Origin of the sequence: Halomonas sp. HP20-15 (genome assembly GCF_033446685.1) — a bacterium.
Lineage (GTDB): Bacteria > Pseudomonadota > Gammaproteobacteria > Pseudomonadales > Halomonadaceae > Modicisalibacter.
On the sequence record NZ_JAWQLY010000005.1, the window covers coordinates 39,598 to 61,820 of the forward strand.

At 62.9% G+C, this 22,223-nt stretch carries 21 protein-coding genes and 1 tRNA gene; 5 read left to right on the plus strand and 17 right to left on the minus strand.

Features of this window, described 5'->3' with window-relative positions; all coding sequences use genetic code 11:
• The 3 genes from R6258_RS08320 to R6258_RS08330 all read left to right on the plus strand — a co-directional run bounded on the left by R6258_RS08320 (position 1) and on the right by R6258_RS08330 (position 2,977).
• Positions 1–900 (plus strand): carbon-nitrogen hydrolase, encoded by a 900-nt coding sequence (locus R6258_RS08320; protein WP_318449212.1) that lies wholly within the window; start codon positions 1–3, stop codon positions 898–900.
• 152 nt (positions 901–1,052) lie between these two features.
• A complete protein-coding gene (locus R6258_RS08325; protein WP_318449213.1) occupies positions 1,053–1,988 on the plus strand; it encodes a rhodanese-related sulfurtransferase in 936 nt (311 codons plus the stop codon).
• A gap of 122 nt (positions 1,989–2,110) precedes the next feature.
• Positions 2,111–2,977, plus strand: coding sequence for a DNA replication terminus site-binding protein (locus R6258_RS08330; RefSeq protein ID WP_318449214.1), 867 nt, complete (start codon positions 2,111–2,113; stop codon positions 2,975–2,977).
• 3 nt (positions 2,978–2,980) lie between these two features.
• Here R6258_RS08330 and R6258_RS08335 read toward each other — a convergent pair whose 3' ends face one another.
• The 11 genes from R6258_RS08335 to R6258_RS08385 form a co-directional block, all read right to left on the minus strand.
• Entirely contained in the window at positions 2,981–3,265 is a 285-nt protein-coding gene (locus tag R6258_RS08335) for a YrhK family protein (protein ID WP_318449215.1), read from the minus strand.
• Between the two features lie 66 nt (positions 3,266–3,331).
• Positions 3,332–4,723: a Si-specific NAD(P)(+) transhydrogenase gene (sthA, locus tag R6258_RS08340; protein ID WP_318449216.1), complete on the minus strand. Its 1,392-nt coding sequence runs from the start codon at positions 4,721–4,723 to the stop codon at positions 3,332–3,334.
• Between the two features lie 71 nt (positions 4,724–4,794).
• Positions 4,795–5,052: a (Na+)-NQR maturation NqrM gene (nqrM, locus tag R6258_RS08345; RefSeq protein WP_318449217.1), complete on the minus strand. Its 258-nt coding sequence runs from the start codon at positions 5,050–5,052 to the stop codon at positions 4,795–4,797.
• On the minus strand, positions 5,049–6,086 hold the full coding sequence (locus R6258_RS08350; protein ID WP_318449218.1) for an FAD:protein FMN transferase: 1,038 nt from the start codon (positions 6,084–6,086) through the stop codon (positions 5,049–5,051). The genes nqrM and R6258_RS08350 overlap by 4 nt, the downstream gene beginning before the upstream one ends.
• A 47-nt stretch (positions 6,087–6,133) precedes the next feature.
• On the minus strand, positions 6,134–7,366 hold the full coding sequence (gene nqrF, locus R6258_RS08355) for an NADH:ubiquinone reductase (Na(+)-transporting) subunit F (protein WP_318449219.1): 1,233 nt from the start codon (positions 7,364–7,366) through the stop codon (positions 6,134–6,136).
• Positions 7,367–7,391: 25 nt separating this feature from the next.
• A complete protein-coding gene (gene nqrE / locus R6258_RS08360) occupies positions 7,392–8,012 on the minus strand; it encodes an NADH:ubiquinone reductase (Na(+)-transporting) subunit E (protein WP_318449220.1) in 621 nt (206 codons plus the stop codon).
• Positions 8,012–8,680, minus strand: coding sequence for an NADH:ubiquinone reductase (Na(+)-transporting) subunit D (locus tag R6258_RS08365; RefSeq protein WP_318449221.1), 669 nt, complete (start codon positions 8,678–8,680; stop codon positions 8,012–8,014). The genes nqrE and R6258_RS08365 overlap by 1 nt, the downstream gene beginning before the upstream one ends.
• A 3-nt stretch (positions 8,681–8,683) precedes the next feature.
• Positions 8,684–9,472 (minus strand): Na(+)-translocating NADH-quinone reductase subunit C, encoded by a 789-nt coding sequence (locus tag R6258_RS08370; protein WP_318449458.1) that lies wholly within the window; start codon positions 9,470–9,472, stop codon positions 8,684–8,686.
• On the minus strand, positions 9,469–10,701 hold the full coding sequence (locus tag R6258_RS08375) for an NADH:ubiquinone reductase (Na(+)-transporting) subunit B (protein WP_318449222.1): 1,233 nt from the start codon (positions 10,699–10,701) through the stop codon (positions 9,469–9,471). Before R6258_RS08375 ends, R6258_RS08370 begins: the two co-directional genes overlap by 4 nt.
• On the minus strand, positions 10,701–12,053 hold the full coding sequence (locus tag R6258_RS08380; RefSeq protein WP_318449223.1) for a Na(+)-translocating NADH-quinone reductase subunit A: 1,353 nt from the start codon (positions 12,051–12,053) through the stop codon (positions 10,701–10,703). The genes R6258_RS08375 and R6258_RS08380 overlap by 1 nt, the downstream gene beginning before the upstream one ends.
• A gap of 295 nt (positions 12,054–12,348) precedes the next feature.
• On the minus strand, positions 12,349–13,818 hold the full coding sequence (locus R6258_RS08385; protein ID WP_318449224.1) for a glyceraldehyde-3-phosphate dehydrogenase: 1,470 nt from the start codon (positions 13,816–13,818) through the stop codon (positions 12,349–12,351).
• A gap of 260 nt (positions 13,819–14,078) precedes the next feature.
• Between R6258_RS08385 and mfd the strand changes: the two genes are divergently transcribed.
• Both mfd and R6258_RS08395 read left to right on the plus strand, forming a co-directional pair.
• Positions 14,079–17,528 (plus strand): transcription-repair coupling factor, encoded by a 3,450-nt coding sequence (mfd, locus tag R6258_RS08390; RefSeq protein WP_318449225.1) that lies wholly within the window; start codon positions 14,079–14,081, stop codon positions 17,526–17,528.
• A gap of 119 nt (positions 17,529–17,647) precedes the next feature.
• Positions 17,648–18,742, plus strand: a complete 1,095-nt coding sequence (locus tag R6258_RS08395; RefSeq protein WP_318449226.1) for a L,D-transpeptidase family protein — start codon at positions 17,648–17,650, stop codon at positions 18,740–18,742.
• 46 nt (positions 18,743–18,788) lie between these two features.
• On the opposite strand, the gene R6258_RS08400 is transcribed toward R6258_RS08395, so the two are convergent.
• The 6 genes from R6258_RS08400 to queF all read right to left on the minus strand — a co-directional run bounded on the left by R6258_RS08400 (position 18,789) and on the right by queF (position 22,216).
• The gene (locus R6258_RS08400; protein WP_318449227.1) at positions 18,789–19,052 is read right to left on the minus strand and encodes an Lpp/OprI family alanine-zipper lipoprotein; all 264 of its coding nucleotides are present in this window, start codon (positions 19,050–19,052) and stop codon (positions 18,789–18,791) included.
• A 127-nt stretch (positions 19,053–19,179) separates the two neighbouring features.
• On the minus strand, positions 19,180–19,746 hold the full coding sequence (locus tag R6258_RS08405) for a L,D-transpeptidase (protein ID WP_318449228.1): 567 nt from the start codon (positions 19,744–19,746) through the stop codon (positions 19,180–19,182).
• A 322-nt stretch (positions 19,747–20,068) separates the two neighbouring features.
• Positions 20,069–20,156 (minus strand) — tRNA-Ser (locus R6258_RS08410).
• A 94-nt stretch (positions 20,157–20,250) separates the two neighbouring features.
• Positions 20,251–20,769: a YiiD C-terminal domain-containing protein gene (locus tag R6258_RS08415; protein WP_318449229.1), complete on the minus strand. Its 519-nt coding sequence runs from the start codon at positions 20,767–20,769 to the stop codon at positions 20,251–20,253.
• Positions 20,769–21,329: a nitroreductase family protein gene (locus R6258_RS08420; protein ID WP_318449230.1), complete on the minus strand. Its 561-nt coding sequence runs from the start codon at positions 21,327–21,329 to the stop codon at positions 20,769–20,771. Before R6258_RS08420 ends, R6258_RS08415 begins: the two co-directional genes overlap by 1 nt.
• Before the next feature lie 56 nt (positions 21,330–21,385).
• On the minus strand, positions 21,386–22,216 hold the full coding sequence (queF, locus tag R6258_RS08425) for an NADPH-dependent 7-cyano-7-deazaguanine reductase QueF (protein WP_318449231.1): 831 nt from the start codon (positions 22,214–22,216) through the stop codon (positions 21,386–21,388).
• Positions 22,217–22,223: the final 7 nt, after the last annotated feature.

The window sequence follows — 22,223 nt, forward strand, 5'->3', positions numbered from 1 at the left end:
ATGCAAGAGACCCTCAAGGTGGGCCTGGTCCAGCAACAGGCTTGGCCCGACAAGGCTCGCAGCCTGGAGGCCAGCGAAGCGGGCATACGTGAGCTCGCCGAACGTGGCGCCGAACTGGTGCTGCTGCAGGAGCTCCACGCCACCCATTACTTCTGCCAGAGCGAGGACGCCGAGCTGTTCGACCTCGCCGAGCCGCTCGACGGCCCCACCGCCACCCGGCTGGCGGAACTCGCCCGCGAACTCGACATCGTGCTGGTCGGCTCGCTGTTCGAGCGCCGCGCCGCCGGCGTCTACCACAACACTGCGGTGGTCATGGATCGTCAACGCGGGCGCGTCGGCTTCTACCGCAAGATGCACATCCCCGACGATCCCGGCTTCTACGAGAAGTTCTACTTCACGCCCGGCGACGCCGACGGCGAGCAGGGCTTCGAGCCCATCGACACCTCGGTCGGTCGGCTCGGCGTGCTGGTGTGCTGGGACCAGTGGTACCCCGAGGCCGCCCGGCTGATGGCCCTGGCCGGCGCCGAACTGCTGCTCTACCCCACCGCGATCGGCTGGCATCCGCCCGATGACCTGCCCGAGAAAGGCCGTCAGAAGGACGCCTGGACGCTGGTCCAGCGCGCCCATGGGGTGGCCAACGGCCTGCCGGTGCTAGTCGCCAACCGCGTCGGCAACGAGCCCGACCACAGCGGCGTCAGCGAGGGCATCCACTTCTGGGGCGGCAGCTTCATCTGCGGGCCGCAGGGCGAACTGCTCGCCCACGCCGGCGACGAGCCCGAAAACCTGCTGGTCGAACTCGACATGAGCCGCAGCGAGCATGTGCGGCGCATGTGGCCCTACCTGCGCGACCGGCGCATCGACGCCTATGGCGACCTGACCCGCCGCTATCGCGATCGCTAACCGCCCCCTGCGGTGCGACGCGTTGCCACGCGTCGCCCGCCCTGCGTTTGTGTTCGCCGATGATTGACTTAAAATGGCCGCCCGGCCGCCTCGACGGCGGCCGAGCCATCATCCGGACCGTCCTTTACACGGACGACCCACTGGAGAGCGACATGAGTCAATCCATCGTCGTGGCGGCGCTCTACAAGTTCGTTGCGCTGCCCGATTATCAAGCCCTGCGCGAGCCGCTGCTCGACGTCATGCAGCGCAACGACGTCAAGGGCACCCTGCTGATCGCCGCGGAAGGCATCAACGGCACCGTATCCGGTCCCCGCGCCGGGATCGACGCCCTGCTCGACTGGCTCAAGCGCGACGCGCGCTTCGATGACATCGAGCACAAGGAGTCGTACTGCGACGCGCATCCGTTCTACCGCACCAAGGTCAAGCTCAAGCGCGAGATCGTCACACTGGGCGTGCCTCAGGTCGATCCCAACCGCAAGGTCGGCACCTACGTCGAGCCCGAGGACTGGAACGCGCTGATCAGCGACCCCGAAGTGCTGGTGATCGATACCCGCAACGATTATGAAGTCGAGATCGGTTCCTTCGAGGGTGCGGTCAATCCCCGCACGCGCTCGTTTCGCGAGTTTCCCGAGTACGTAAAGGCGCACTACGACCCCGCCCGCCACAAGAAGGTGGCGATGTTCTGCACCGGCGGGATTCGCTGCGAGAAGGCCTCGAGCCACATGCTCGATGAAGGCTTCGAGTCGGTCTATCACCTCAAGGGCGGCATCCTTAGCTACCTGGAACAGGTCCCCGAACAGCAGTCACTGTGGCGTGGAGACTGCTTCGTGTTCGATAACCGGGTTACCGTGCGTCACGACCTCAGCGAAGGCGAGTTCGACCAATGCCACGCCTGCCGCCGGCCGATCTCCGAGCAGGATCGCGCTTCGGAAAAGTACCAGCCCGGCGTCAGCTGTCCGCATTGTTGGGACGCTCTGCCCGAGAAGACCCGCGCACGCGCCGCCGAGCGTCAGAAACAGATCGACCTGGCCAAGGCACGCCGCAAGCCGCATCCGATCGGTCGCGACCCGCGGGCCGAGCAGGCCTGATTCGCCGAGACGCTAGCGTGCCATGGATGGGGGCGATAGCGTCTGAGGCTGGCATGCCGTGACAGCTCCAGCTCCAGCTTCTATGATTGGCATGGATAACGGTATAAGAGGTAAGCCGAACGATGGAACTGCAATATCGCCTGCTCGCCGAACTGGAAGCCGCCTTCGACCGGCTGATCGAGTGCGTCGAGGCACTGATCGCCGTCTACGACCGGGCACCGCGCCAGGCCTGGGCACTGGAGGAGCCCCGCCCCGACAGCGACTGGCTGCGCCGGGCGTTGTTCGACTTCTGGTATCAGGATGGTCAGGACGGCCGCACCACGCGTAGCTACGTGGCGCTGATAGCCGCCGATGAAACGCTCCTCGAGGCGGTGGCCGACGTCAACCGCGCCAAGGCCGAGTTCGCCGCGCTGCTCGCGCAGATTCGCGAACAGGCGGCGGCTCTCGTGCCGGAAATCAAGGCGGTATTGCCGTTTCGTCACCCGGCGTTGCACGACCATCTGCGTGGCCAGGGCCTGGCCCGGTTGCATCTCAAGCAGTGCTGGCGGCACATTCCAGTGGCCGACGCACCACTGTCGCGGGTGAGACTGGCCTGGTATACCAGCGGGCGTTCGATCAAACGGCTCACCGTGCGCGAGGCCGAGCAGAAACTGCTGGCGCTCGATAGCGAGGCCGCCCACGTGCGTATCCAGCTCAAGCACTTGGCGGGCATTCCCGACGGCGAACCGCTAGCCCAGGTACAGCGCCAGGCGCCGGTCATGCGCGCCAATCTGTTCTTTCAGGAGCCCTTGGCCGATGGCCGCGAGCGGCGCGCCATGAACCTGCCATTGCCGCTGTTCATTCCGGCGCCGGAGGGCCAGCTGCCCCACCACAACACGCCACTGCCGCGCCCGCCAGCAGGCCGGACCCGCGCACGGCGCAGCGATGAGCGTCTGGAAGACGAGATCTTCCTGCCCAGCCTGCGCGTCTATCGTTACCGTAGCCTGTGAGTTTCAGGCGTCGTGATCGGTATCAGGCAGCTGCTTGAAGCGTATATAGCGATGCAGACGAATCATCGGACGCAGCAGCAATTGCACGCTGCCGATGAGAAATAGCCATACCCCCAAGGTCTTGATGCCGCCTTCGAAGAAGAAACAGACGCTGCCCACGGCAAACCACAAGCCGAGCATGAAGTCGTTGATGATGCTGAGGACCTCGTAACGCTGATGGATGACCAACTCGTCATGGCCGATGGTGAAGGTCCAGTCGTGGCTGTCGGTATGGCGCTCCCTGCGCATGGCAAGACTCCTGTCTAGTGACGAGATGGCCCGCCGCCTGGCGGGCCCGCTTTCTTCGGCAAAGGATCAGAACAGGCGGTTCAGGCCGTTCTGGGCCGCCACCCGGTAGGCTTCCGCCATGGTCGGGTAGTTGAAGGTGGTATTGATGAAGTACTTGAGGCTATTGGCCTCGCCGGGCTGCTGCATGATCGCCTGGCCGATGTGAACGATCTCGGAGGCCTGATCGCCGAAGCAATGGATACCCAGTATCTCCAGCGTGTCGCGATGGAACAGGATCTTGAGCATGCCCACGGTGTCACCGGTGATCTGTGCCCGCGCGGTGTCCTTGAAGAAGGCCTGCGCCACCTCGTAGGGAACCCTCGCCTCGGTGAGTTCACGCTCGCTCCGGCCGACCGAACTGATCTCGGGAATCGTGTAGATACCGGTGGGAATGTCCGCGACGAAACGAAACGGCTCGTCGAGAAAGTCGTCGCTGGCACTGCGACCCTGGTCGTAGGCCGCACTCGCCAGGCTCGGCCAGCCGATCACGTCGCCCACCGCATAGATGTGAGGGAGCATCGTGCGGTAATGCTCATCGACCTGCAGCTGCCCGCGGCCGTTGGCCTCTAGCCCGATATTCTCGAGCCCCAGCTCATCGGTGTTGCCGGTGCGCCCGTTGGCCCACAGGAAGGCGTCGGCACGCAGCTTCTTGCCCGACTTGAGATGCACGACCACGCCCGCCTCATCGCCTTCGATCCTCTCGTACTCCTCGTTGTGGCGCACCAGCACGCCGTGTTGGCGAAGATGGTAGGAGAGCGCATCGCTGATCTCGTCGTCGAGAAACGACAGCAACCGGTCGCGCGTATCGATCAGATCGACCTTGACCCCCAACCCCGAGAATATCGAGGCATACTCGGAGCCGATGACACCCGCGCCATAGATGATCAAGGTGCGCGGCGTGTGCGACAGGCCCAGGATGGTGTCCGAGCAATAGATGCGCGGGTGGCGGAAATTGATGTCTCCCGGCCGATAGGGCCGCGAGCCGGTGGCCACCACGATACGCTGGGCGATGAGCTCCTCGGCGCCTTCGTGATTGTCGCGCACCACCAGGGTGTGCTCATCCTTGAAGCGCGCCACCCCGAAGAACACGTCGATGCGGTTACGCGCGTAGAAGGTGGTGCGCATCTCGACCTGCTGGTCGATGGTCACCCGTGAACGCTCGAGTACCCGGGGAAAGGAGAACCAGCGTGGCTCACCGATGTCGCGGAACATGCGGTTGGTATTGAACTGCATGATCTGCTTGACCTGATGGCGCAGCGCCTTGGAAGGGATCGTCCCCCAGTGCGTGCAATTGCCGCCCACCGAAGGTTGCTTTTCGATCACCGCCACACGCTTGCCGTGCTTGGCTGCGTTGATCGCCGAGCTTTCACCGGCCGGGCCGGTGCCGATCACCACCACGTCGTAGTTATGGACTGCCATCGGTTGTCGCGTCTCCTCTTGCTGAGCGATAGTTGCCTGCGCTGAATGACAGTTGTTTGCCCTCGGGTCGTTTAACGGCGCGTGGCGTCGTAGCCGAGATCGAGCCCGCGCCGGCTGTCGGCGCTGCGCCGGGTCTGGGCGCCACGCTTGCGATTTTCCTCCTCGCAGACCTCGTCCTTGCCGCCGCAGATATCGCAACCATCCTTGAGGCCCAGGTTATTCAGGCCGCCACAGGAACCGCTAATCGGCTTACGGCCGAGAATCACGCCGATCGACATCGCCGCGACCAGCAACAGCATGGCTGTGAAAACTATCAACCAAAGCGTCATGACCCCTCCTCCTTGCCGACCGTCTCGGCCCCTTCCAGGTAGGGGGCGAAGGCCGGACTCATGCGTGTTTCGAATCCGTCATCGACTCTGACAATGAAATACACTGCAATGTTTTCGCGCTCGGCCATCTCGAGCCCAGCTCGCTCGCCCATGACCGTGAAGGCGGTAGCCAGCGCATCGGCGGTTGCACAACGCTCGCCGATGACCGTCACCGAGGCCACCCGATTGGTGATGGGCCGCCCCGTACGCGGATCGATGGTATGCGAATAGCGCACCCCGTCGCTCACGAAGTAGTTGCGGTAATCGCCCGACGTGGCCACGGCGGCGTTACCGAGATCGATGATACGCTGCACGCTACGCTCGCTGGAGATGGGCCTTTCGACCGCGATGCGCCACGGCTCCTCTTCCGGCTTGGTGCCGTGCGTGCGAATCTCGCCGCCGACCTCGACCAGGTAGTCGTCGATGCCTCGGGTGTCGAGATAATCGGCGACGCGATCGGTGCCGTAGCCCTTGGCAATGCCCGACAGATCGACGTAGACGGGCTTGCGCTTGGTCAACGTGTTGCCGTCGAGCGCGAGCGCATGGATATCCACCCGCGCCAGCGCCTCGGCCAGCTCGGCGGGGCTCGGCACCCGCTCGGGATGCCCCTTGGGCCCGAACCCCCACAGGTTTACCGCCGGGCCAACGGTGACATCGAAGGCCCCTTCCGACAGCCGGGCGATGCGCAACGCTTCGCGCACCACCTCCGCCGTGGCCGGCGACAGGAAGAATGGCACGCCCACCGGGTGACGATTTAATCGCGACAGTTCCGAGTCTTCCCGATAGGTCGACATCAACGCGTCGACCTGCTCGAGCTGACTGCGGATGCCCGCATCGAGCGACTCGATCGTTGTCTCGTCGAGCGCGGCATAGACCGTCACATGGTACCCGGTACCGAAGATCGGTCCCTCGAAGCGGTGGGCCTCCACCTGCGGCGCACGCTGACAGCCCGCCAACGACACGAAGGCCAGCGTGGCAACCGTTGCCAGTATCAAGAACAGGGCCGCATGCGGCCCTGTTGGTGTGCGACGAAAGCCTCCGATCATCCGCCGAAGTCATCCAGCATGATGTTCTCCGGCTCGACCCCCAGGTCGGTGAGCATCTTGATCACCGAGGCGTTCATCATCGGCGGCCCGCACATGTAGTACTCGCAATCCTCGGGGGCCGGATGATCCTTGAGATAGTTCTCGTAGAGCACGTTATGGATGAAGCCGGTGGGCCCTTCCCAGTTATCCTCCGGCTGCGGGTCCGACAACGCCAGATGCCACTCGAAGTTGTCGAACTCCTCGGCCAGTTGGTCGTACTCGTCGTTGTAGAAGGTTTCACGCCAGGAGCGTGCGCCGTACCAGAACGAGATCTTGCGCTTGGACTCGAGGCGCTTTAGCTGATCGAAGATATGGCTGCGCATCGGCGCCATGCCCGCACCGCCGCCGACGAATACCATTTCGGCATCGCTGTCCTTGGCAAAGAACTCGCCGAACGGCCCCATCACCGTGACCTTGTCGCCCGGCTTCAGGCTGAAGACGTAGGTCGACATCAGCCCCGGCGGATGACTGGAATTGGGCGGCGGCGTAGCGATGCGGATGTTGAACTTGAGGATGCCCTTCTCTTCCGGGTAGTTGGCCATCGAGTAGGCGCGGATGACTTCCTCTTCGCTCTTGTGGGAGACGTTGAAAAGTTTGAATTTCTCCCAATCGCCGCGGTACTCCTCGCCGATGTCGAAGTCGGAAAACTTGATATCGTAGGGCGGCGCGACCAGCTGCACGTAACCGCCGGCACGGAAATTGACGTTCTCGCCCTCCGGCAACTTGAGATTGAGTTCCTTGATGAAGGTCGCGACATTGGGGTTCTCGATGACCTCGCATTCCCATTTCTTAACGCCGAAGACCTCTTCGGGAACCTCGATGCGCATGTCCTGCTTGACCGGCACCTGGCAGGAGAGCCGCCAGCCCTCCTTCTTCTCGCCCATGGTGAAGTGCGACTCCTCGGTCGGCAGGATCGAGCCGCCGCCCTCGGTGATCCGGCACTTGCACTGTGCGCAGGAACCGCCGCCGCCACAGGCGGAGGACAGGAAGATGCCATTAGATGCCAGCGTCTGCAGCAGCTTGCCGCCGGCCTGCGTCGTCAGGGTGTTGTCGGGGTCCTCGTTGATCTGGATCGTCACGTCGCCGCTGCTGACCAGACGGCTGCGCGCGGCCAGGATCACGGCCACCAGGCCAATGACGACCACGGTGAACATGACCACGCCGAGCACGATAATCGATGTATCGACCATGTCGAATTCCTATATCTCGTTGTACTTACAGCTGGATGCCGGAAAAGGACATGAAGCCCAGAGACATCAGGCCGACGGTGATGAAGGTGATCCCCAGCCCGCGCAGGCCGGCCGGTACATCGCTGTACTTGAGCTTTTCGCGGATACCGGCCAGCGCGGCGATCGCCAGCGCCCAGCCGGCACCGGCGCCGAAGCCGTAGATCACCGATTCGCCGAAGCTGTAGTCGCGCTGCACCATGAACAACGAAGCCCCGAGGATCGCGCAGTTCACGGTAATCAGCGGCAGGAAGACCCCCAGCGCGTTGTAGAGTGCCGGCACGAACTTGTCGAGGAACATCTCTAGGATCTGCACGATTGCCGCGATCACGCCGATATAGCTGAGCAGCCCGAGAAACGACAGATCGATGCTCTCCGCTCCTTCGATGCCGGTCCAGGTCAGCGCGCCCTCCTCCAGCAGGTAATGCAGGATCAGGTTGTTGACCGGTACGGTGATCGCCAGCACCACGATCACGGCGATGCCCAGCCCGATGGCCGAGGAAACCTTCTTCGAAACCGCCATGAAAGTACACATGCCGAGGAAGAAGGCCAGTGCCATGTTTTCGACGAACACGGCCTTGATGAACAGGCTCAGGTACTGTTCGAACATTACACTGCCTCCTTGACCTTGGTGTTGGTCGTGATCTTGAACTCGTTCTCCTCGATCTGCTCGGGATTGAGGCTGCGCAGCCCCCAGATGATCAGACCGATGACGAAGAACGCCGACGGCGGCAGCAGCAGCAGGCCGTTGGTCACGTACCAGCCGCCCTCATTGACCGGCGCCAGCACCGTGTAGCCGAAGACCGACCCAGAGCCGAACAGTTCGCGGAAGAAACCCACGACCAGCAGCATGACGGCATAGCCCAGGCCGTTGCCGACACCGTCGAGAAAGCTGATCACCGGGCCGTTCTGCATGGCGAAGGCCTCGGCACGGCCCATGACGATACAGTTGGTGATGATCAGCCCGACGAAGACCGACAGCGACTTGGAGATCTCGTAGGCGTAGGCCTTGAGGACCTGGTCGACGACGATGACCAGCGAGGCGATGATCGTCATCTGCACGATGATGCGGATCGACGAGGGAATCTGACTACGAATCAGCGATACGAAGAAACTCGAAAAGGCGGTGACGGCAATGACCGCCAACCCCATGACCAGGGAGGTGCCCATGGAGTTGGTCACCGCCAGCGCGGAACAGATACCCAGGATCTGCAATGCGATCGGGTTGTTCTTGAAGATCGGCGTGGTCAGCACGCCTTTGGGCGTATAGGCAGCCATGGCTTACGCTCCTTGCGTCGTGTCGCGGAAACGGGCCAAGTACTCGGCGAAGCCGGCGTCACTCAGCCAGAATTGCAGAAGATTGGTCACACCGTTACTGGTCAGCGTCGCCCCGGAAAGCGCGTCGACCTTGTGCTCGGCATCAGGCGTCTGTGGCCCGACACCGCCCTTGACCAGGCGGATGGCGGGGTCCATCTCGTTTTCAGGATAGATCTTCTTGCCATCCCACAAGGCCTTCCAGTCGGGATTGTCGACCTCACCGCCAAGCCCCGGCGTCTCGCCCTGATCGTAGAACGACAGGCCGACCACGGTATTGCCGTCTCCCTTCAACGCCAGATAACCCGACATCAACGACCACAGCCCCTGCCCGCGGACCGGCAGGATGATCTTGTCGGGGTTCTCTGGATCGCCTACCAGATACACCGTAGCGTAGTTTTCCCGGCGACCGATACCAGCCAAGTCCTGGGCCCCCGACAGGGTCCGCGACTGAGCGGGATCCTTGGCGGCTTCGAACTGGTTGAAGGTCTCGGGATTCTTGTCTTCGGCATATTCGCCGGTCTTCAGGTTGACGACCCGCGCGGTGATCGCCTCGGCGAACTGTTCGTTGACCTTGGTACCCGCCTCGTAGAGTTCGGCCACCTGGAGAATGTTCGTCTTGCGGTCGAGTTCCTGATTCTCTTGCTGCTTGGGACGCAGCACCACGGCCGCCGTCGATACGACCACCGAACAGACGATACACAGCGCGAACGCAACAGTGAGGGTCTTCTTGATGGAGTTGTTACTGGCCATCAGGCGGTCTCCTTGCTCATCGCGCCAGCGGTCTCACGCTTCTGGCGACGCTTGATATTGGCCTGCACGACGAAATGATCGATCAGCGGAGCGAACAGGTTGGCGAACAGGATCGCCAGCATGATGCCTTCGGGGAAGGCCGGGTTGACCACGCGAATCAGCACGGTCATCACGCCGATCAAGGCACCGAACGCCAGCTTGCCCTTGTCGGTCATCGACGCCGAAACCGGATCGGTAGCCATGAACACCATGCCGAAGGCGAAGCCACCGACCACCAGGTGCCAGTACCAGGGCATGGCGAACATGGCATTGGTCTCGGAACCGACCGCATTGAACAGCGCGCTGGTGGCGACCATGCCGAGGAAGGTGCCCAGCATGATTCGCCAGGAGGCGATCCGGGTCCACAGCAACACGGCGGCGCCGATCAGGATTGCCAATGTCGAGACTTCACCGACCGAACCGGCCATGAAGCCAAAGAAGGCATCGAGCCAGCTCAGTTGCTGGTGCAACGCATCCATGCCACCGGCGTAAGTGGTCGACAAGGCGGTCGCCCCGGTATAGCCATCGGCCGCGACCCATACCGAGTCGCCCGAAATCTGCGCCGGGTAGGCAAAGTACAGGAACGCACGGCCGGTGAGGGCCGGGTTGAGGAAGTTCTTGCCGGTGCCGCCGAAGATCTCCTTGCCGATCACCACCCCGAAGGTGATGCCCAGCGCCACCTGCCACAGCGGAATCGTCGCCGGCAGGATCAGGGCGTACAGCACCGAGGTGACGAAGAAGCCTTCGTTGACCTCATGGCCGCGCTTGACCGCGAACAGCACTTCCCAGAAGCCGCCGACCACGAAGGTCACCAGATAGATGGGCAGGAAATAGGTCGCGCCGAGCAAGAAATCGGCCCAGATGCTGCCGGGGTCGTTGCCGCCGGCCAGGGTCATGGTGACGGCTTCGCGCCAGCCACCCAGGGCGCTGTAGCCATCGGCGATCGCCAGATTGGCCTGCAGCCCGGCGTTGTACATGCCGAAGAACATTGCCGGGAAGGTGCAGAACCACACCGTGATCATGATCCGCTTGAGGTCGATGCCGTCGCGCACATGGGCGGTCGTCCGCGTCACGTCGGGCGGCGAGTAGAAGATCGTATCCACCGCCTCGTAGAGCGCATAGAACTTCTCGTACTTGCCCCCCTTGTGGAAGTGCGGCTCGAGATTGTCGAGTGTCTGTCGGATCCCCATCATCAAGCCTCTTTCTCGATCGTGGTGAGATTGTCGCGCAGGATGGGACCATACTCGTACTTGCCCGGACACACGTAGGTGCAGAGTGCGAGGTCTTCCTCATCCAGTTCGAGACAGCCGAGCTGCATCGCCATTTCGATGTCGCCGACAATCAACGACCGCAGCAACTGAGTCGGCAAAATATCCAGCGGCATTACCGTCTCGTAGGAACCCACCGGCACCATGGCGCGCTCGGAACCGTTGGTGGTGGTGGTCGGCGCGAACTTGTCGAGCCCGGTAAACCGCGACATGTAGATGCCGAGCACCGAGTGCTTGTTGCGTCCCGGCGACAACCAACCCATGAAGGCGCGTTTGGTGCCCTCTTCGAGCAGACTGACCTGCTGGTGGAAGCGCCCCAGGTAGCTCAAAGCCCCTTCGGCGATGTTACCGCCGAACACCGAGCCGGAGATGACCCGGACATCGCTTTCCGCCTCGCCGATCTCGCCGTCGAGCAGTTCGCGAAAGCTGGCTCCCAGGCGGGTGCGCACCAGGCGCGGGCGATTGGCCAGCGGCCCGCCGAGCGCCACGACGCGGCGCGTATCGAGAACGCCTTCGGCGAACAGCTTGCCGATGGCAATCACGTCCTGGTAGCCGATATGCCAGACCTGACGCGTTAGGCTGACCGGCGCCAGATAATGGATGTGGGTGCCGGGCAATCCGGCGGGATGCGGGCCCTTGAAGCTTTCAACCTGAACGCCGGCTGTGTCGCCGCCCGGCAGGCTGGCATCGGGCGCATGACACAGGAACACCCGCCCTTCGGTGAGCCGCTTGAGAACCTTGAGCCCCTGGCTGAACGCTTCGGGCTGCTCGTTGATCACCAGCGCCGGATCGGCCGCCAGCGGATGCGTGTCGATCGCCGTCACGAAGATGTTCGTCGGCTGGGCATCGAGCGCTGGCGTGCGCGAATAGGGCCGGGTACGCAGCGCGGTCCACAACCCGGACTCGACGAGCTGGTCGACAACCACCTGACGCTCCAGGCTCTCCAGTTTCGCGGCGCCATGCGCGGTGAACGCGACCTGCTCGCCTTGCTCGTCTACCTTGATCACCACCGACAGCAAGCGGCGCTTCTCGCCACGATTGATCGCGACGACTTCGCCGGCCGCCGGCGCGGTAAAACGCACGCCGTGAATTTTCTTGTCGGTGAACAAGAGCTGGCCAAGCTTCACCCGGTCCCCTTCCCGGACCTCCATGGTCGGCTTCATGCCGACGTAATCGGAGCCCAGGACGGCCACATGGCGCACCGGCCGCGCATCCTCGATACGCTGTTCCGGTGCCCCCGCGATGGGGAGATCCAGGCCTCGTTTGACTTCGATCATAGTCTCGCCCAGTTATCGAATCTGATTAGCAAGGAAAGGGATTCGATGCACAGCATGATGCCGAGCCCCGCGTCTGGCTGAGCTGCCACGGCGCTTGTCACAGTGCTCGAATGCTTTTCTTATCAGAAGGTTGTCTCGAGCGGCCCGTGGCCATACGGACCGCGCCAAAAGTCGCCAACATTATATAGAGAGGCAAGTCGAAAGGCCACCAGCGACGCGCACGGGTGGCCTTTATCGAGACGTTTCGGAGAGTCTTGAAAGCGGCCATGGAACATGGCCGCCAAGGAGTGAGCGCTCAGTCGCGAGTACGCGGCAGGTAAAGGAAGTTGACGTTGGACATCGACTGCAGGATACGCACCACCTGGCAACTATAACCGAACTCATTGTCGTACCAGACGTACAGCACGGCGTTGTTGCCGTCGACTATGGTCGCCTTGGCATCGACGATCCCCGCGTGGCGGTTACCGACGAAATCGGACGACACCACTTCCGGCGAATCGACGTAATCGATCTGCTTCTGTAGCGGTGAATCGAGCGACACCTGGCGCAGATAGGCGTTGACGCTTTCCACGTCGGCCGGCCTGGCCAGGTTGAGATTGAGGATCGCCATCGAGACGTTCGGCGTGGGTACGCGGATGGCGTTTCCGGTCAGCTTACCTGCGAGCTCGGGCAGCGCCTTGGCGACCGCCTTCGCGGCGCCGGTCTCGGTCAGCACCATGTTGAGCGGTGCGCTACGCCCACGGCGGTCGCCCTTGTGATAGTTGTCGATCAGATTCTGGTCGTTGGTATAGGAGTGCACCGTCTCGACATGGCCATGGCTGATGCCAAACTCGTCGTTGATCGCCTTGAGCACCGGGACGATGGCGTTGGTGGTGCAGGATGCCGCCGAAATGATCCGGTCATCGTTGCCGACATCGCCATGGTTGATGCCATAGACGATGTTCTTGAGGTTGCCCTTGCCCGGCGCGGTGAGCATCACCTTGGCGACGCCCTTGCTGGACAAGTGCTGAGACAGGCCCTCCTCGTCTCGCCACTTGCCGGTATTGTCGACCACCAGCGCATTGTTGATGCCGTACTCGGTGTAATCGATCTCGGCCGGCGAATCGGCATGGATGACCTTGATGACCTGGCCGTTGGCGATCAGCGCGCTGTTGGCGTGATCGACGCTGATGGAGCCGGCGAAGGGTCCATGCACCGAATCGCGTCGCAGCAGGCTGGCACGCTTCTCCAGATCGTCGCCCCCGCCGCGCACGACGATGGCGCGCAGCCGCAGCAGGTTGCCGCCGCCCGCCTTCTCGACCAGGATCCTCGCCAGGATACGCCCGATACGCCCGAAGCCGTAGAGCACGACGTCCTTGGGCGCGCCGCCCATGCCATTGGTGACGTGAGCGCCGACCAGTTCGCCGAGCTCCTCGCGCAGATAGGCTTTCACATCGTTGCGACCGCTACGCTTGAAGGCGACGACCAGCTTGCCCAGATCGATATGCGCCGGCCCCAGCTCGAGTTCGGTCATGGCCTTGATGAACGGCAGGGTATCGCGCACCGACAGCTCGGTCCCCTCGACCTTCTTGACGTAGCGGTGATTCTTGAGGATGCGGATCACCGAGCGGATGATCAGCGAACGGCCATACAACGACGGCACCACATTGTACTTGCGGTACAACTGGCCGAGCAGTGGAATCATCTCCTCGGCCAATGCCTCGTTTTCCTGCCACTCCTGGAAACAGATATCGCGCTGGTCCTGACTCGCCTTGTCTTGATCCACCTTGAAGCCCCTTTCTCGGAATCGCGAACGAATTTAATCCGTTCATTATCCTTGCCAAACGAGAATGCTCAATCGCTGGATGGTCGCATGAGCTGTAGGGCCACTACAGAAAAACGGGGTTGACTACAAACTCGATTGCGGGCATGACGGGCAATATTTTTGACAACAAGGCCGTGATCAAGCGGTCCGATTGTCCGCCGACAGCGCCGCCCTGTTATGATCTAGCGCATCGCCACTACGTCGTTACGTTGCTCAGACCCATGCCCACTTTTTCGCCTCTGGCTCCACCGCTCCCCGCCGATAGTCGCCACACCCTGTATTGCCGGGCACCGTCGGGCGCCGCTGGCCCGCTGACCCTGGCCAGGCTGGCCGACGATGCACCGCTGCTGGTGATCACTCCCGACACCGCCAGCGCGCAGCGTCTGGAAAGCGCCCTGCGCTTTTTCGCCCGCGTTGCGGTGTTGCCGTTCCCCGATTGGGAGACGCTGCCCTACGACAGCTTCTCGCCTCATCAGGACATCGTTTCCGAGCGCCTGCGCACCCTGCGGCGCCTGCAGGAAGCCCAAGAGGGCATCGTCCTGGTGCCGGTCAACACGCTGATGCAGCGGCTGCCGCCCACCGACTATATCGCCGGACGGGTCATCACGCTGACGGTGGGCATGACGCTGGATCGCGAAGGCTTTCGCGAACGCCTGTCGCGCGCCGGCTATCGTGCCGTGGAGACCGTCTACGAGCCCGGCGAGTACGCCCTGCGCGGCGCGCTGATCGATCTCTTCCCGATGGGCAGCGAGACCCCGCTGCGCATCGATCTGTTCGACGACGAGATCGACACCCTGCGCCGCTTCGACCCGGATACCCAGCGCAGCGCCGACAAGGTCGAGTCGGTGGAACTGCTGCCGGCCCATGAGTATTCGCTGTCGCGCTCGGCGATCGCCTGCTTCCGCGAAGGCTTCGAGACGCTGTTCGACGTCGATCCGCGCCAGTGCCCGCTCTACAACGACGCCATCAAGGGCATCCCCTCGCCAGGGCTCGAACAGTACCTGCCGCTGTTCTTCGAGGAGACGGCGACGCTCTTCGAGCACCTCGCCGAGGGCACCCGCATCGCTCTGCTGCCCGGTGTGCATGCCGCCGCCGAGCATCATTGGGACTCGATACAGAGCCGCTACGAGAACCTCGGCGTCGATCCGACGCGCCCTCTGCTGCCGCCGGCGCGCGCCTTCATTCCGGTGGCCGAGGTGTTCGCCGCGATCAAGGCCAAACCGCGCCTCGAGCTCATCGACAGCGACGACCACCCACATGCCCAGCAGCCGCTGACCCAGGCTGTGCCGCAGGTCGCCATCAACGCCCGCGCCCAGAAGCCGCTGGCCGCGCTGCAGGAGTATCTCGCCGCTCATCCCGAGCAGCGCATGCTGTTCGTCGCCGAGTCCCGCGGCCGCCGCGAGGCGCTTGAGGAGACGCTGGCCGTCCTGCATCTTGAGATGCCACATGTCGATGACTGGCAGGCGTTCGTCGCCGGCGATCAACGCCTGGCGATCACCGAGGGGTTGCTCAGCGAGGGCCTGGTGCTCGACGAGCCGGATCTCGCCGTCATAACCGAGACCGAACTGTTCGGCGAAGTGGTGCGCCAGAGCCGGCGCCGCGAGAAGGCCACCGACGACAACGAACTAGCGGTACGCCACCTCTCCGAGCTGCGTCCCGGCTCGCCGGTAGTTCATCAGCTCCACGGCGTGGGTCGCTACCTGGGTCTGGAAACCATCGAGGCCGGCGGTCAGGCCGCCGAATTCGTGACCCTGGAATATGCCGATGGCGCGCGCCTCTACGTGCCGGTGGACAGCCTGCAGCTGATCTCGCGCTATGCCGGGGCCAGTGACGAGCTGGCGCCGCTACACAAGCTCGGCTCCGATACCTGGGACAAGGCCAAGAAGAAGGCCGCCGAGCGCATCCGCGACACCGCCGCCGAGCTGCTCGACGTCTACGCCCGCCGCGAGGCGCGCGAAGGCTTCGCCAGCGACCCGCCCGGGGTGGAGTACCAACGCTTCGCCGCGAGCTTCCCGTTCGAGGAAACGCCCGACCAGCGCGCCGCCATCCATGCGGTGATCGGTGACATGACGGCCAGCCAGCCGATGGACCGGGTGGTGTGCGGCGATGTCGGCTTCGGCAAGACCGAAGTCGCCATGCGTGCCGCCTTCCTCGCCGTGCATTCGGGGCGCCAGGTGGTGGTGCTGGTGCCCACCACCCTGCTCGCCCAGCAGCATTACGACAATTTCCGCGACCGCTTCGCCGACACCGCCGTCCAGGTCGAGCTGATCTCGCGCTTCACCGGCGGCAAGGGCCAGGCCGACACGCTCAAGCGCATCGAGGAGGGGCGCGCCGATATCGTCATCGGCACCCACAAGCTGCTCTCCAAGAGCGTCAAGCTGCCCAACATGGGCTTGTTGATCATCGACGAGGAGCACCGCTTCGGGGTTTCCCAGAAGGAGCGGCTGAAGAACCTGCGTGCCGAGGTCGATATCCTGACCCTGACCGCGACACCGATTCCGCGCACCCTGAACATGGCGATGAGCGGCATTCGCGACCTGTCGATCATCGCCACGCCGCCGCCGCGCCGGCTGTCGGTCAAGACCTTCGTGCAGCAGCGCAACGAGGCGGTGGTCAAGGAAGCGCTGCTTCGTGAGATCCTGCGTGGCGGGCAGGTGTATTTCCTGCACAACGAGGTCAAGACCATCGAGCAGACGGCGGAAAAGGTACGCGAGCTAATCCCCGAAGCGCGGGTCGGCGTGGCCCATGGTCAGTTGCCCGAGCGCAGCCTCGAGCGGATCATGTCCGACTTCTATCATCAACGCTTCAACGTGCTGGTCTGCTCGACGATCATCGAGACCGGCATCGACGTGCCCAGCGCCAATACCATCATCATCGAGCGCGCCGACAAGTTCGGCCTGGCCCAGCTCCACCAGTTGCGCGGTCGGGTCGGTCGCAGCCACCACCAGGCCTACGCCTACCTGCTCACGCCCCCTCCCAAGGCGATGAGCAAGGATGCCATCAAGCGCCTGGAAGCGATCGGCCAGGCCGAGGATCTCGGCGCCGGGTTCACGCTGGCAAGCCACGACATGGAGATCCGCGGCGCCGGCGAACTGCTTGGCGACGAGCAGAGCGGCCAGCTGGAGACCATCGGTTATAGCCTGTACATGCAGATGCTCGACCGGGCGGTGAAGGCGATTCGCGCCGGCAAGACGCCCAACATCGAGGCACCGCTGGACGAAGGCGTCGAGGTCAGTCTCAACCTGCCGGCGCTGATCCCCGACGACTATCTGCACGACGTCCAGCAACGCCTGATCATGTACAAGCGCATCAGCAACGCCGAGAACGAAGCCGACCTCAAGGAACTGCAGGTGGAGATGATCGATCGCTTCGGCCTGCTGCCAGGCCCGGTCAAGACGCTGTTCCGTCAGACGCGGCTGCGTCAGCGCGCGCAGCGCCTGGGTATCGTGCGTCTCGAGGCCGGCGACGAGCGCGGCCGCGTCATCTTCGGCGCCAGCCCGGCGATCGATCCCATGACGCTGGTTCAGTTGATTCAACAGGACCCGCAACACTACCGGCTCGACGGCGCCGACACCCTGCGCTTCAACGCCGAGATGGCCGATGCCGGACAACGCTTTGCCACTCTCGAGACCTTGCTGGAGACCCTCAATCGCAAGGCCGAGGCCGCCTGATCCGGCTTGGGAAATTATTGCGTCCCCGCTTAGCCGGGACGCTTGCCTTGGTCAGGAATTTCGCCAGAATGCCAGAAAAGCTATCCGTGCCCCCGGCACCTCGAACAGGCTCATTATCCATGCCGATTGCGAATCGAACCAGGCGCCTGCTGCGTCTGACCACCCTGCTCTGCATGGGGCTTGCCCCCGTCCTGCAGGCCGCGGAACCCATAACCACCAGCGACGGTCTGCCGATCGGTCATTATCGCTTGCCCGCAGACGGCGATGTCATCGGCAAGGTGCAGACCACCACCTCCGAGCACGAGGAAACGTTGATCCAGATCGGCCACCGCTATGGCGTGGGCTTCGAGGAGATGCGTCGCGCCAACCCCAAGCTCAATATGTGGCTGCCCGGCGATGGAACCGAGGTGACCGTGCCGACCCGCTTCATCCTGCCGCCGGGGCCACGTGAAGGGGTCGTGGTCAACGTCGGCGAGATGCGCCTTTATTATTATCCCCCCGCCAATGAGGGGGAGCCACGCCAGGTCGAGACTTACCCGATCAGCGTCGGCCGCATGGATTGGAAAACACCGTTGGGCACCACGCGCATCATCGACAAGATCGAGAACCCGCTTTGGTATCCGCCCGAGTCGATCATCAAGGAACACGCCGAGCGCGGCGACAACCTGCCGAGCGTCGTCCCGGCCGGACCCGACAATCCCCTCGGCAAGTACAAGATGCGCCTGGGCATTCCGGGTTATTTGATCCACGGCACCAACAAGCCCCAGGGGGTAGGCATGCGTGTCACGCATGGTTGCATTCGCATGCTGCCCGAGGACATCGAACAGCTCTTCCCGCGGCTGCCGGTCGGCACCAACGTGCGCCTGATCAATGATACCTTCAAGCTGGGATGGTCGAACGACATCCTGTATGTCCAGGCCTATCCCGGACTCGAAGAGCAGGCCAATACGCCGATCAGCCGTGTCACCGATGCGCTGAGCGCCGTTGCCTCGGCTGTCGAAGGTCGTGAGTATCCGGTCGACTATGGGCAACTGCGCGAAGAGGTGGAATCGCCGAGCGGCGTCCCGGTGGCCCTGCAGCTTCTCGACATGCAGCCCAGGTACGATCGCTTCGCCGATGACCCTTCGCTGTATGGAGAATTCTATCTGGTCGCCGACCCGTACTGGTGGGAAGAAACGCAAAAGGCCCCGTCGCAATCGACAGGGCCTTCCTGAACACCAACCAATCGTGCCGCCTCGGCGGCACGATTGAATCAGTATCTTACTTCTGCATGGACTTTTCGAACATGCGATCCATGGCCTGACGGTTCTCACGGGCCATCTGCAGCGCAGCCTGGGCATCACGCTGAGCTGAGTTCGCGGTGCTCAGAGCTTCGTTAGCCATGCTGCGCGCTTCTGCAACGTCAGAATCCGTCTTATCCATCCATGATTGCTGCTCGCCACCCTGAGCGGCACAGCCTGCCATCACCAGCATGGACAGACCGATCGCGGAGAGCTTGAGAGCGCTGCTGAAACTGTTAGCCATAATGTTCTCCATCATTCCTTGGTTCTTGGTTAATTCCTGCTTGGCAGGCTTTCATGATCGGCCGTGGCCGTCGATGAATCTCGTTTTCCATGATGCCGCCTACTATGCATCACTTCCACCCTAGAAACTAGCGGATGATAACCCTCGTGCCAAGTTGTACCAAATCCGCCAGGCGTTCGATCTGGCGATTGGTCACCGCGACACAACCCTGGGTCCAGTTGAATTGCTCATGGACCGAGGGATCGGACTCGCCCAACCCGTGAATCCCGATATTGCCACCCAACACGGTATCCTGTGGCGGCGCACCGTGACGGCGATAAAAATCGAGATAGCGATTGAATTCGGCGTCGCTAAATAGGCCGCTTCGCTTCGCCTCACGCGCGTTATCCAGGTTAGGGTAATCAAGCCCGAGAAAGATATTGAAGTGGCTGTCGCGATTGATCCAGTTGATGCGGAACTCTCCCGCCGGCGTCTTCATATCGCCGCGCAAACGCGTCTGGGAAACACCGCGCCGGCCGACCGATATGGGGTGAAAGCGCTCGATTTCACGCTTGCCACGATAGACATGCAGCGTCGATGTGGTCTCATCGATCAGCAGCCAGATCTCACCCTGCTGGGGCGTCAGCGCCTGGCCTGTCGACGGCAGGATCAATAGCAGACTCAAGATCAAACCGGCTACGATTCGTCCTGTCATATATCCTCTCTCGGGAAATCCCTAGCCGGCCATAGCCGTTACCATCAACTTCTGCTGGGGACCTGTACGTACCATTTTTCACGCCTGCAACCGTCTAATCGCGCTACGGACGTGACATAAAAACTCTCAGAAAGTGCTCTCGTTTCAGGGCAGCCGTGCCCAGATCAGCGCGTTCTTCTGCAATTCGGGCAGTTCAGAACGCCCGACGAGTACGTCGCGCATCGCCCGCTGGGATTCAACGACTGTCACCGCCATTGGCGTTGAGCATAACCCTGCAAACGACAAAGGGGCCAGATCGTAGACCTGGCCCCTTTTCTATTCGTGGCGGAGGGGGAGGGATTCGAACCCTCGAAGCCTTTCGACTTACACACTTTCCAGGCGTGCTCCTTCGACCACTCGGACACCCCTCCGCAAATTGTCTTGCCGAACCGCAGCCGCAGCTTGTCCGTCAGAACGGCGCACATAGTAACGAGCTAACCCCACGATTGCAAGCGGGTTTCCGGCTCAAGACCGCTTGCCGACGGGGAGTACCGCATAGTCTCCGACGGCCTCGAAGCATAGCCTATCGCCGACATGAATGTGCTGGACAAGCTTGATACGTCCCTTGCCGCGCTCATCCAGACACGCCGCGAATCGTACAGGCTCTTCAGCCCCTGCGGCACGGCATGCAAGCCGGTAGTCCGCCGTGACCGGGGCCAGAAACCGCTGCGTCGCCTCGGCAACGACGACGTCACGACGCCAGCCTCGCGCGCGTAGCCAGAGCGTCGCCCAGCACCATCCCAGCAGCGTCGATTGTGCCACCAGCGAACCGCCGAAGCCGGTCCCCTTGTCATTGAGGTTGGGTTCGAGGCGCACATCGCAAAGCAGCTCGGCGTTCTGCCAGTAGAGACGCTGCATGCCGAAACGACCCGCCATCGGTATTGCCGCCTCGAGCCACTGCTGAAAACGCAGCAGATCGTCCTGATGCCCCGGTTCCGGCAATGCCAATGGCGGATGGGCCACGCCGGGTTCACGCCCCGTCATCAGGCCCAGCGCTCGACGAAGTCGGCCGGATCACGTACCGCCGATTTCCTGAAACGTCCGCCGGGCTGGCCCAGGTAGATGAAACCGACGATCGCGTCGTGCTCGGCCAGGCCCAGCCCTTCGCGCACCACGGGGTCGAAGGCGAAACTGCCGGTACGCCACATCGCCCCGAGCCCCTGTGCCTGGGCGGCCAGCACGATAGCGTGGGCGGCACACCCCGCCGACAATACCTGCTCGATGGGCGGGACCTTGGCCAGGTCCGGTGTCACTCGGGCGATCACGGCGATGATCAGCGGCGCCCGCTTGGGCTTCTTGCGGATGGATTCCAGCTGTTTTTGATCGGCCTGCGGATTGCTGCGCGCTTCGCTCTCGGCAAACAGCTCGCCCAGCCGGTCGATACCGGCGCCACTGAACTCGATGAACCGCCACGGCATCAACTCCTTGTGGTCCGGCGCGCGCAGCGCCGCGCGATAGAGCGCATCGAGCTGGTCGCGATCCGGCGCCGGGCCGGCCAGCTTGCCCATCGAGCTGCGCTCATGGAGTAGCGTCATCGCTTCCATGTCAGACTCCTCGAACGAGAATATGTCTCAGTGACTGAGCACCTTACTCCAACCGCTCACTGCCGCGCCAGCCGCAACGGCTCGGGGGGCCGCTCGCCCGGCGTACCCCGCCAGGGACTGATGTCGAGCCCGCCGCGGCGCACGTAACGCGCCAGCACCAGCAACTTTTCGGGACGGATGCGCGCCATGAGATCGGTGAATATGTGCTCGACGCAATGTTCATGGAAATCCTGATGCTGGCGATAGGCCACCAGATACTTGAGCAGTCCCTCACGGTCGATTTTCGGACCGCGGTAACGAATCAGCACGCTGCCCCAGTCGGGCTGCCCGGTCACCGGACAGTTGGACTTGAGCAGGTGCGAATGGAGGCTCTCTTCGACAACGCCCTGCCCCGCGCTCAACAGTTGGGGGCGTGGCGAATAGTCGCTGATCGCGATATCGAGATCGTCGAGACACTCTCCGGGCAGCCGGCGCGGCATCAGCAGCGGGTCATCGACCGCGAGCAGCTCGACCGACACCGCACCGCCGGCGGCCACGGAAAGATCGGTCGCCAGCGTATCGCGCACCGTGTCCCGATCCGCGAAACGGCTCTGATTGAAGCTGTTGAGATAGAGCTTCCACGACTTGGATTCGATCAACCGGGGCGTATCCGCCGGCAGGCGGAAGCGCGCCACGGCCACCAGCGGTTTGCCGCGCGCATTGAGCCAGGAAAGCTCGTAGGCATGCCACTCGTCCTCGCCGACGAAGGGCAGCCGGTCGCCGATGATTCCCAGCGGCTCCCGATTGGCGGCCCGCGCGATAGGATACAAAAGCGCGGGATCGTAGTGCTCGGGGTAGCTGGACTCACGCCCCAACGGGGCGTCTGCGAGGGTCTCGGGCCGATTCATGTCCACC

Bases quoted from the DNA above. Each gene is read 5' to 3' on its own strand.
- nqrF (WP_318449219.1), bottom strand. From the start codon at position 7,366: ATGGTCGATACATCGATTATCGTGCTCGGCGTGGTCATGTTCACCGTG.
- sthA (WP_318449216.1), bottom strand. From the start codon at position 4,723: ATGGCAGTCCATAACTACGACGTGGTGGTGATCGGCACCGGCCCGGCC.
- R6258_RS08395 (WP_318449226.1), top strand. From the start codon at position 17,648: ATGCCGATTGCGAATCGAACCAGGCGCCTGCTGCGTCTGACCACCCTG.
- R6258_RS08325 (WP_318449213.1), top strand. From the start codon at position 1,053: ATGAGTCAATCCATCGTCGTGGCGGCGCTCTACAAGTTCGTTGCGCTG.
- R6258_RS08405 (WP_318449228.1), bottom strand. From the start codon at position 19,746: ATGACAGGACGAATCGTAGCCGGTTTGATCTTGAGTCTGCTATTGATC.
- queF (WP_318449231.1), bottom strand. From the start codon at position 22,216: ATGAATCGGCCCGAGACCCTCGCAGACGCCCCGTTGGGGCGTGAGTCC.
- R6258_RS08320 (WP_318449212.1), top strand. From the start codon at position 1: ATGCAAGAGACCCTCAAGGTGGGCCTGGTCCAGCAACAGGCTTGGCCC.
- nqrM (WP_318449217.1), bottom strand. From the start codon at position 5,052: ATGACGCTTTGGTTGATAGTTTTCACAGCCATGCTGTTGCTGGTCGCG.
- R6258_RS08335 (WP_318449215.1), bottom strand. From the start codon at position 3,265: ATGCGCAGGGAGCGCCATACCGACAGCCACGACTGGACCTTCACCATC.
- nqrE (WP_318449220.1), bottom strand. From the start codon at position 8,012: ATGTTCGAACAGTACCTGAGCCTGTTCATCAAGGCCGTGTTCGTCGAA.
- R6258_RS08380 (WP_318449223.1), bottom strand. From the start codon at position 12,053: ATGATCGAAGTCAAACGAGGCCTGGATCTCCCCATCGCGGGGGCACCG.
- R6258_RS08400 (WP_318449227.1), bottom strand. From the start codon at position 19,052: ATGGCTAACAGTTTCAGCAGCGCTCTCAAGCTCTCCGCGATCGGTCTG.
- mfd (WP_318449225.1), top strand. From the start codon at position 14,079: ATGCCCACTTTTTCGCCTCTGGCTCCACCGCTCCCCGCCGATAGTCGC.
- R6258_RS08420 (WP_318449230.1), bottom strand. From the start codon at position 21,329: ATGGAAGCGATGACGCTACTCCATGAGCGCAGCTCGATGGGCAAGCTG.
- R6258_RS08375 (WP_318449222.1), bottom strand. From the start codon at position 10,701: ATGATGGGGATCCGACAGACACTCGACAATCTCGAGCCGCACTTCCAC.
- R6258_RS08365 (WP_318449221.1), bottom strand. From the start codon at position 8,680: ATGGCTGCCTATACGCCCAAAGGCGTGCTGACCACGCCGATCTTCAAG.
- R6258_RS08415 (WP_318449229.1), bottom strand. From the start codon at position 20,769: ATGACGGGGCGTGAACCCGGCGTGGCCCATCCGCCATTGGCATTGCCG.
- R6258_RS08330 (WP_318449214.1), top strand. From the start codon at position 2,111: ATGGAACTGCAATATCGCCTGCTCGCCGAACTGGAAGCCGCCTTCGAC.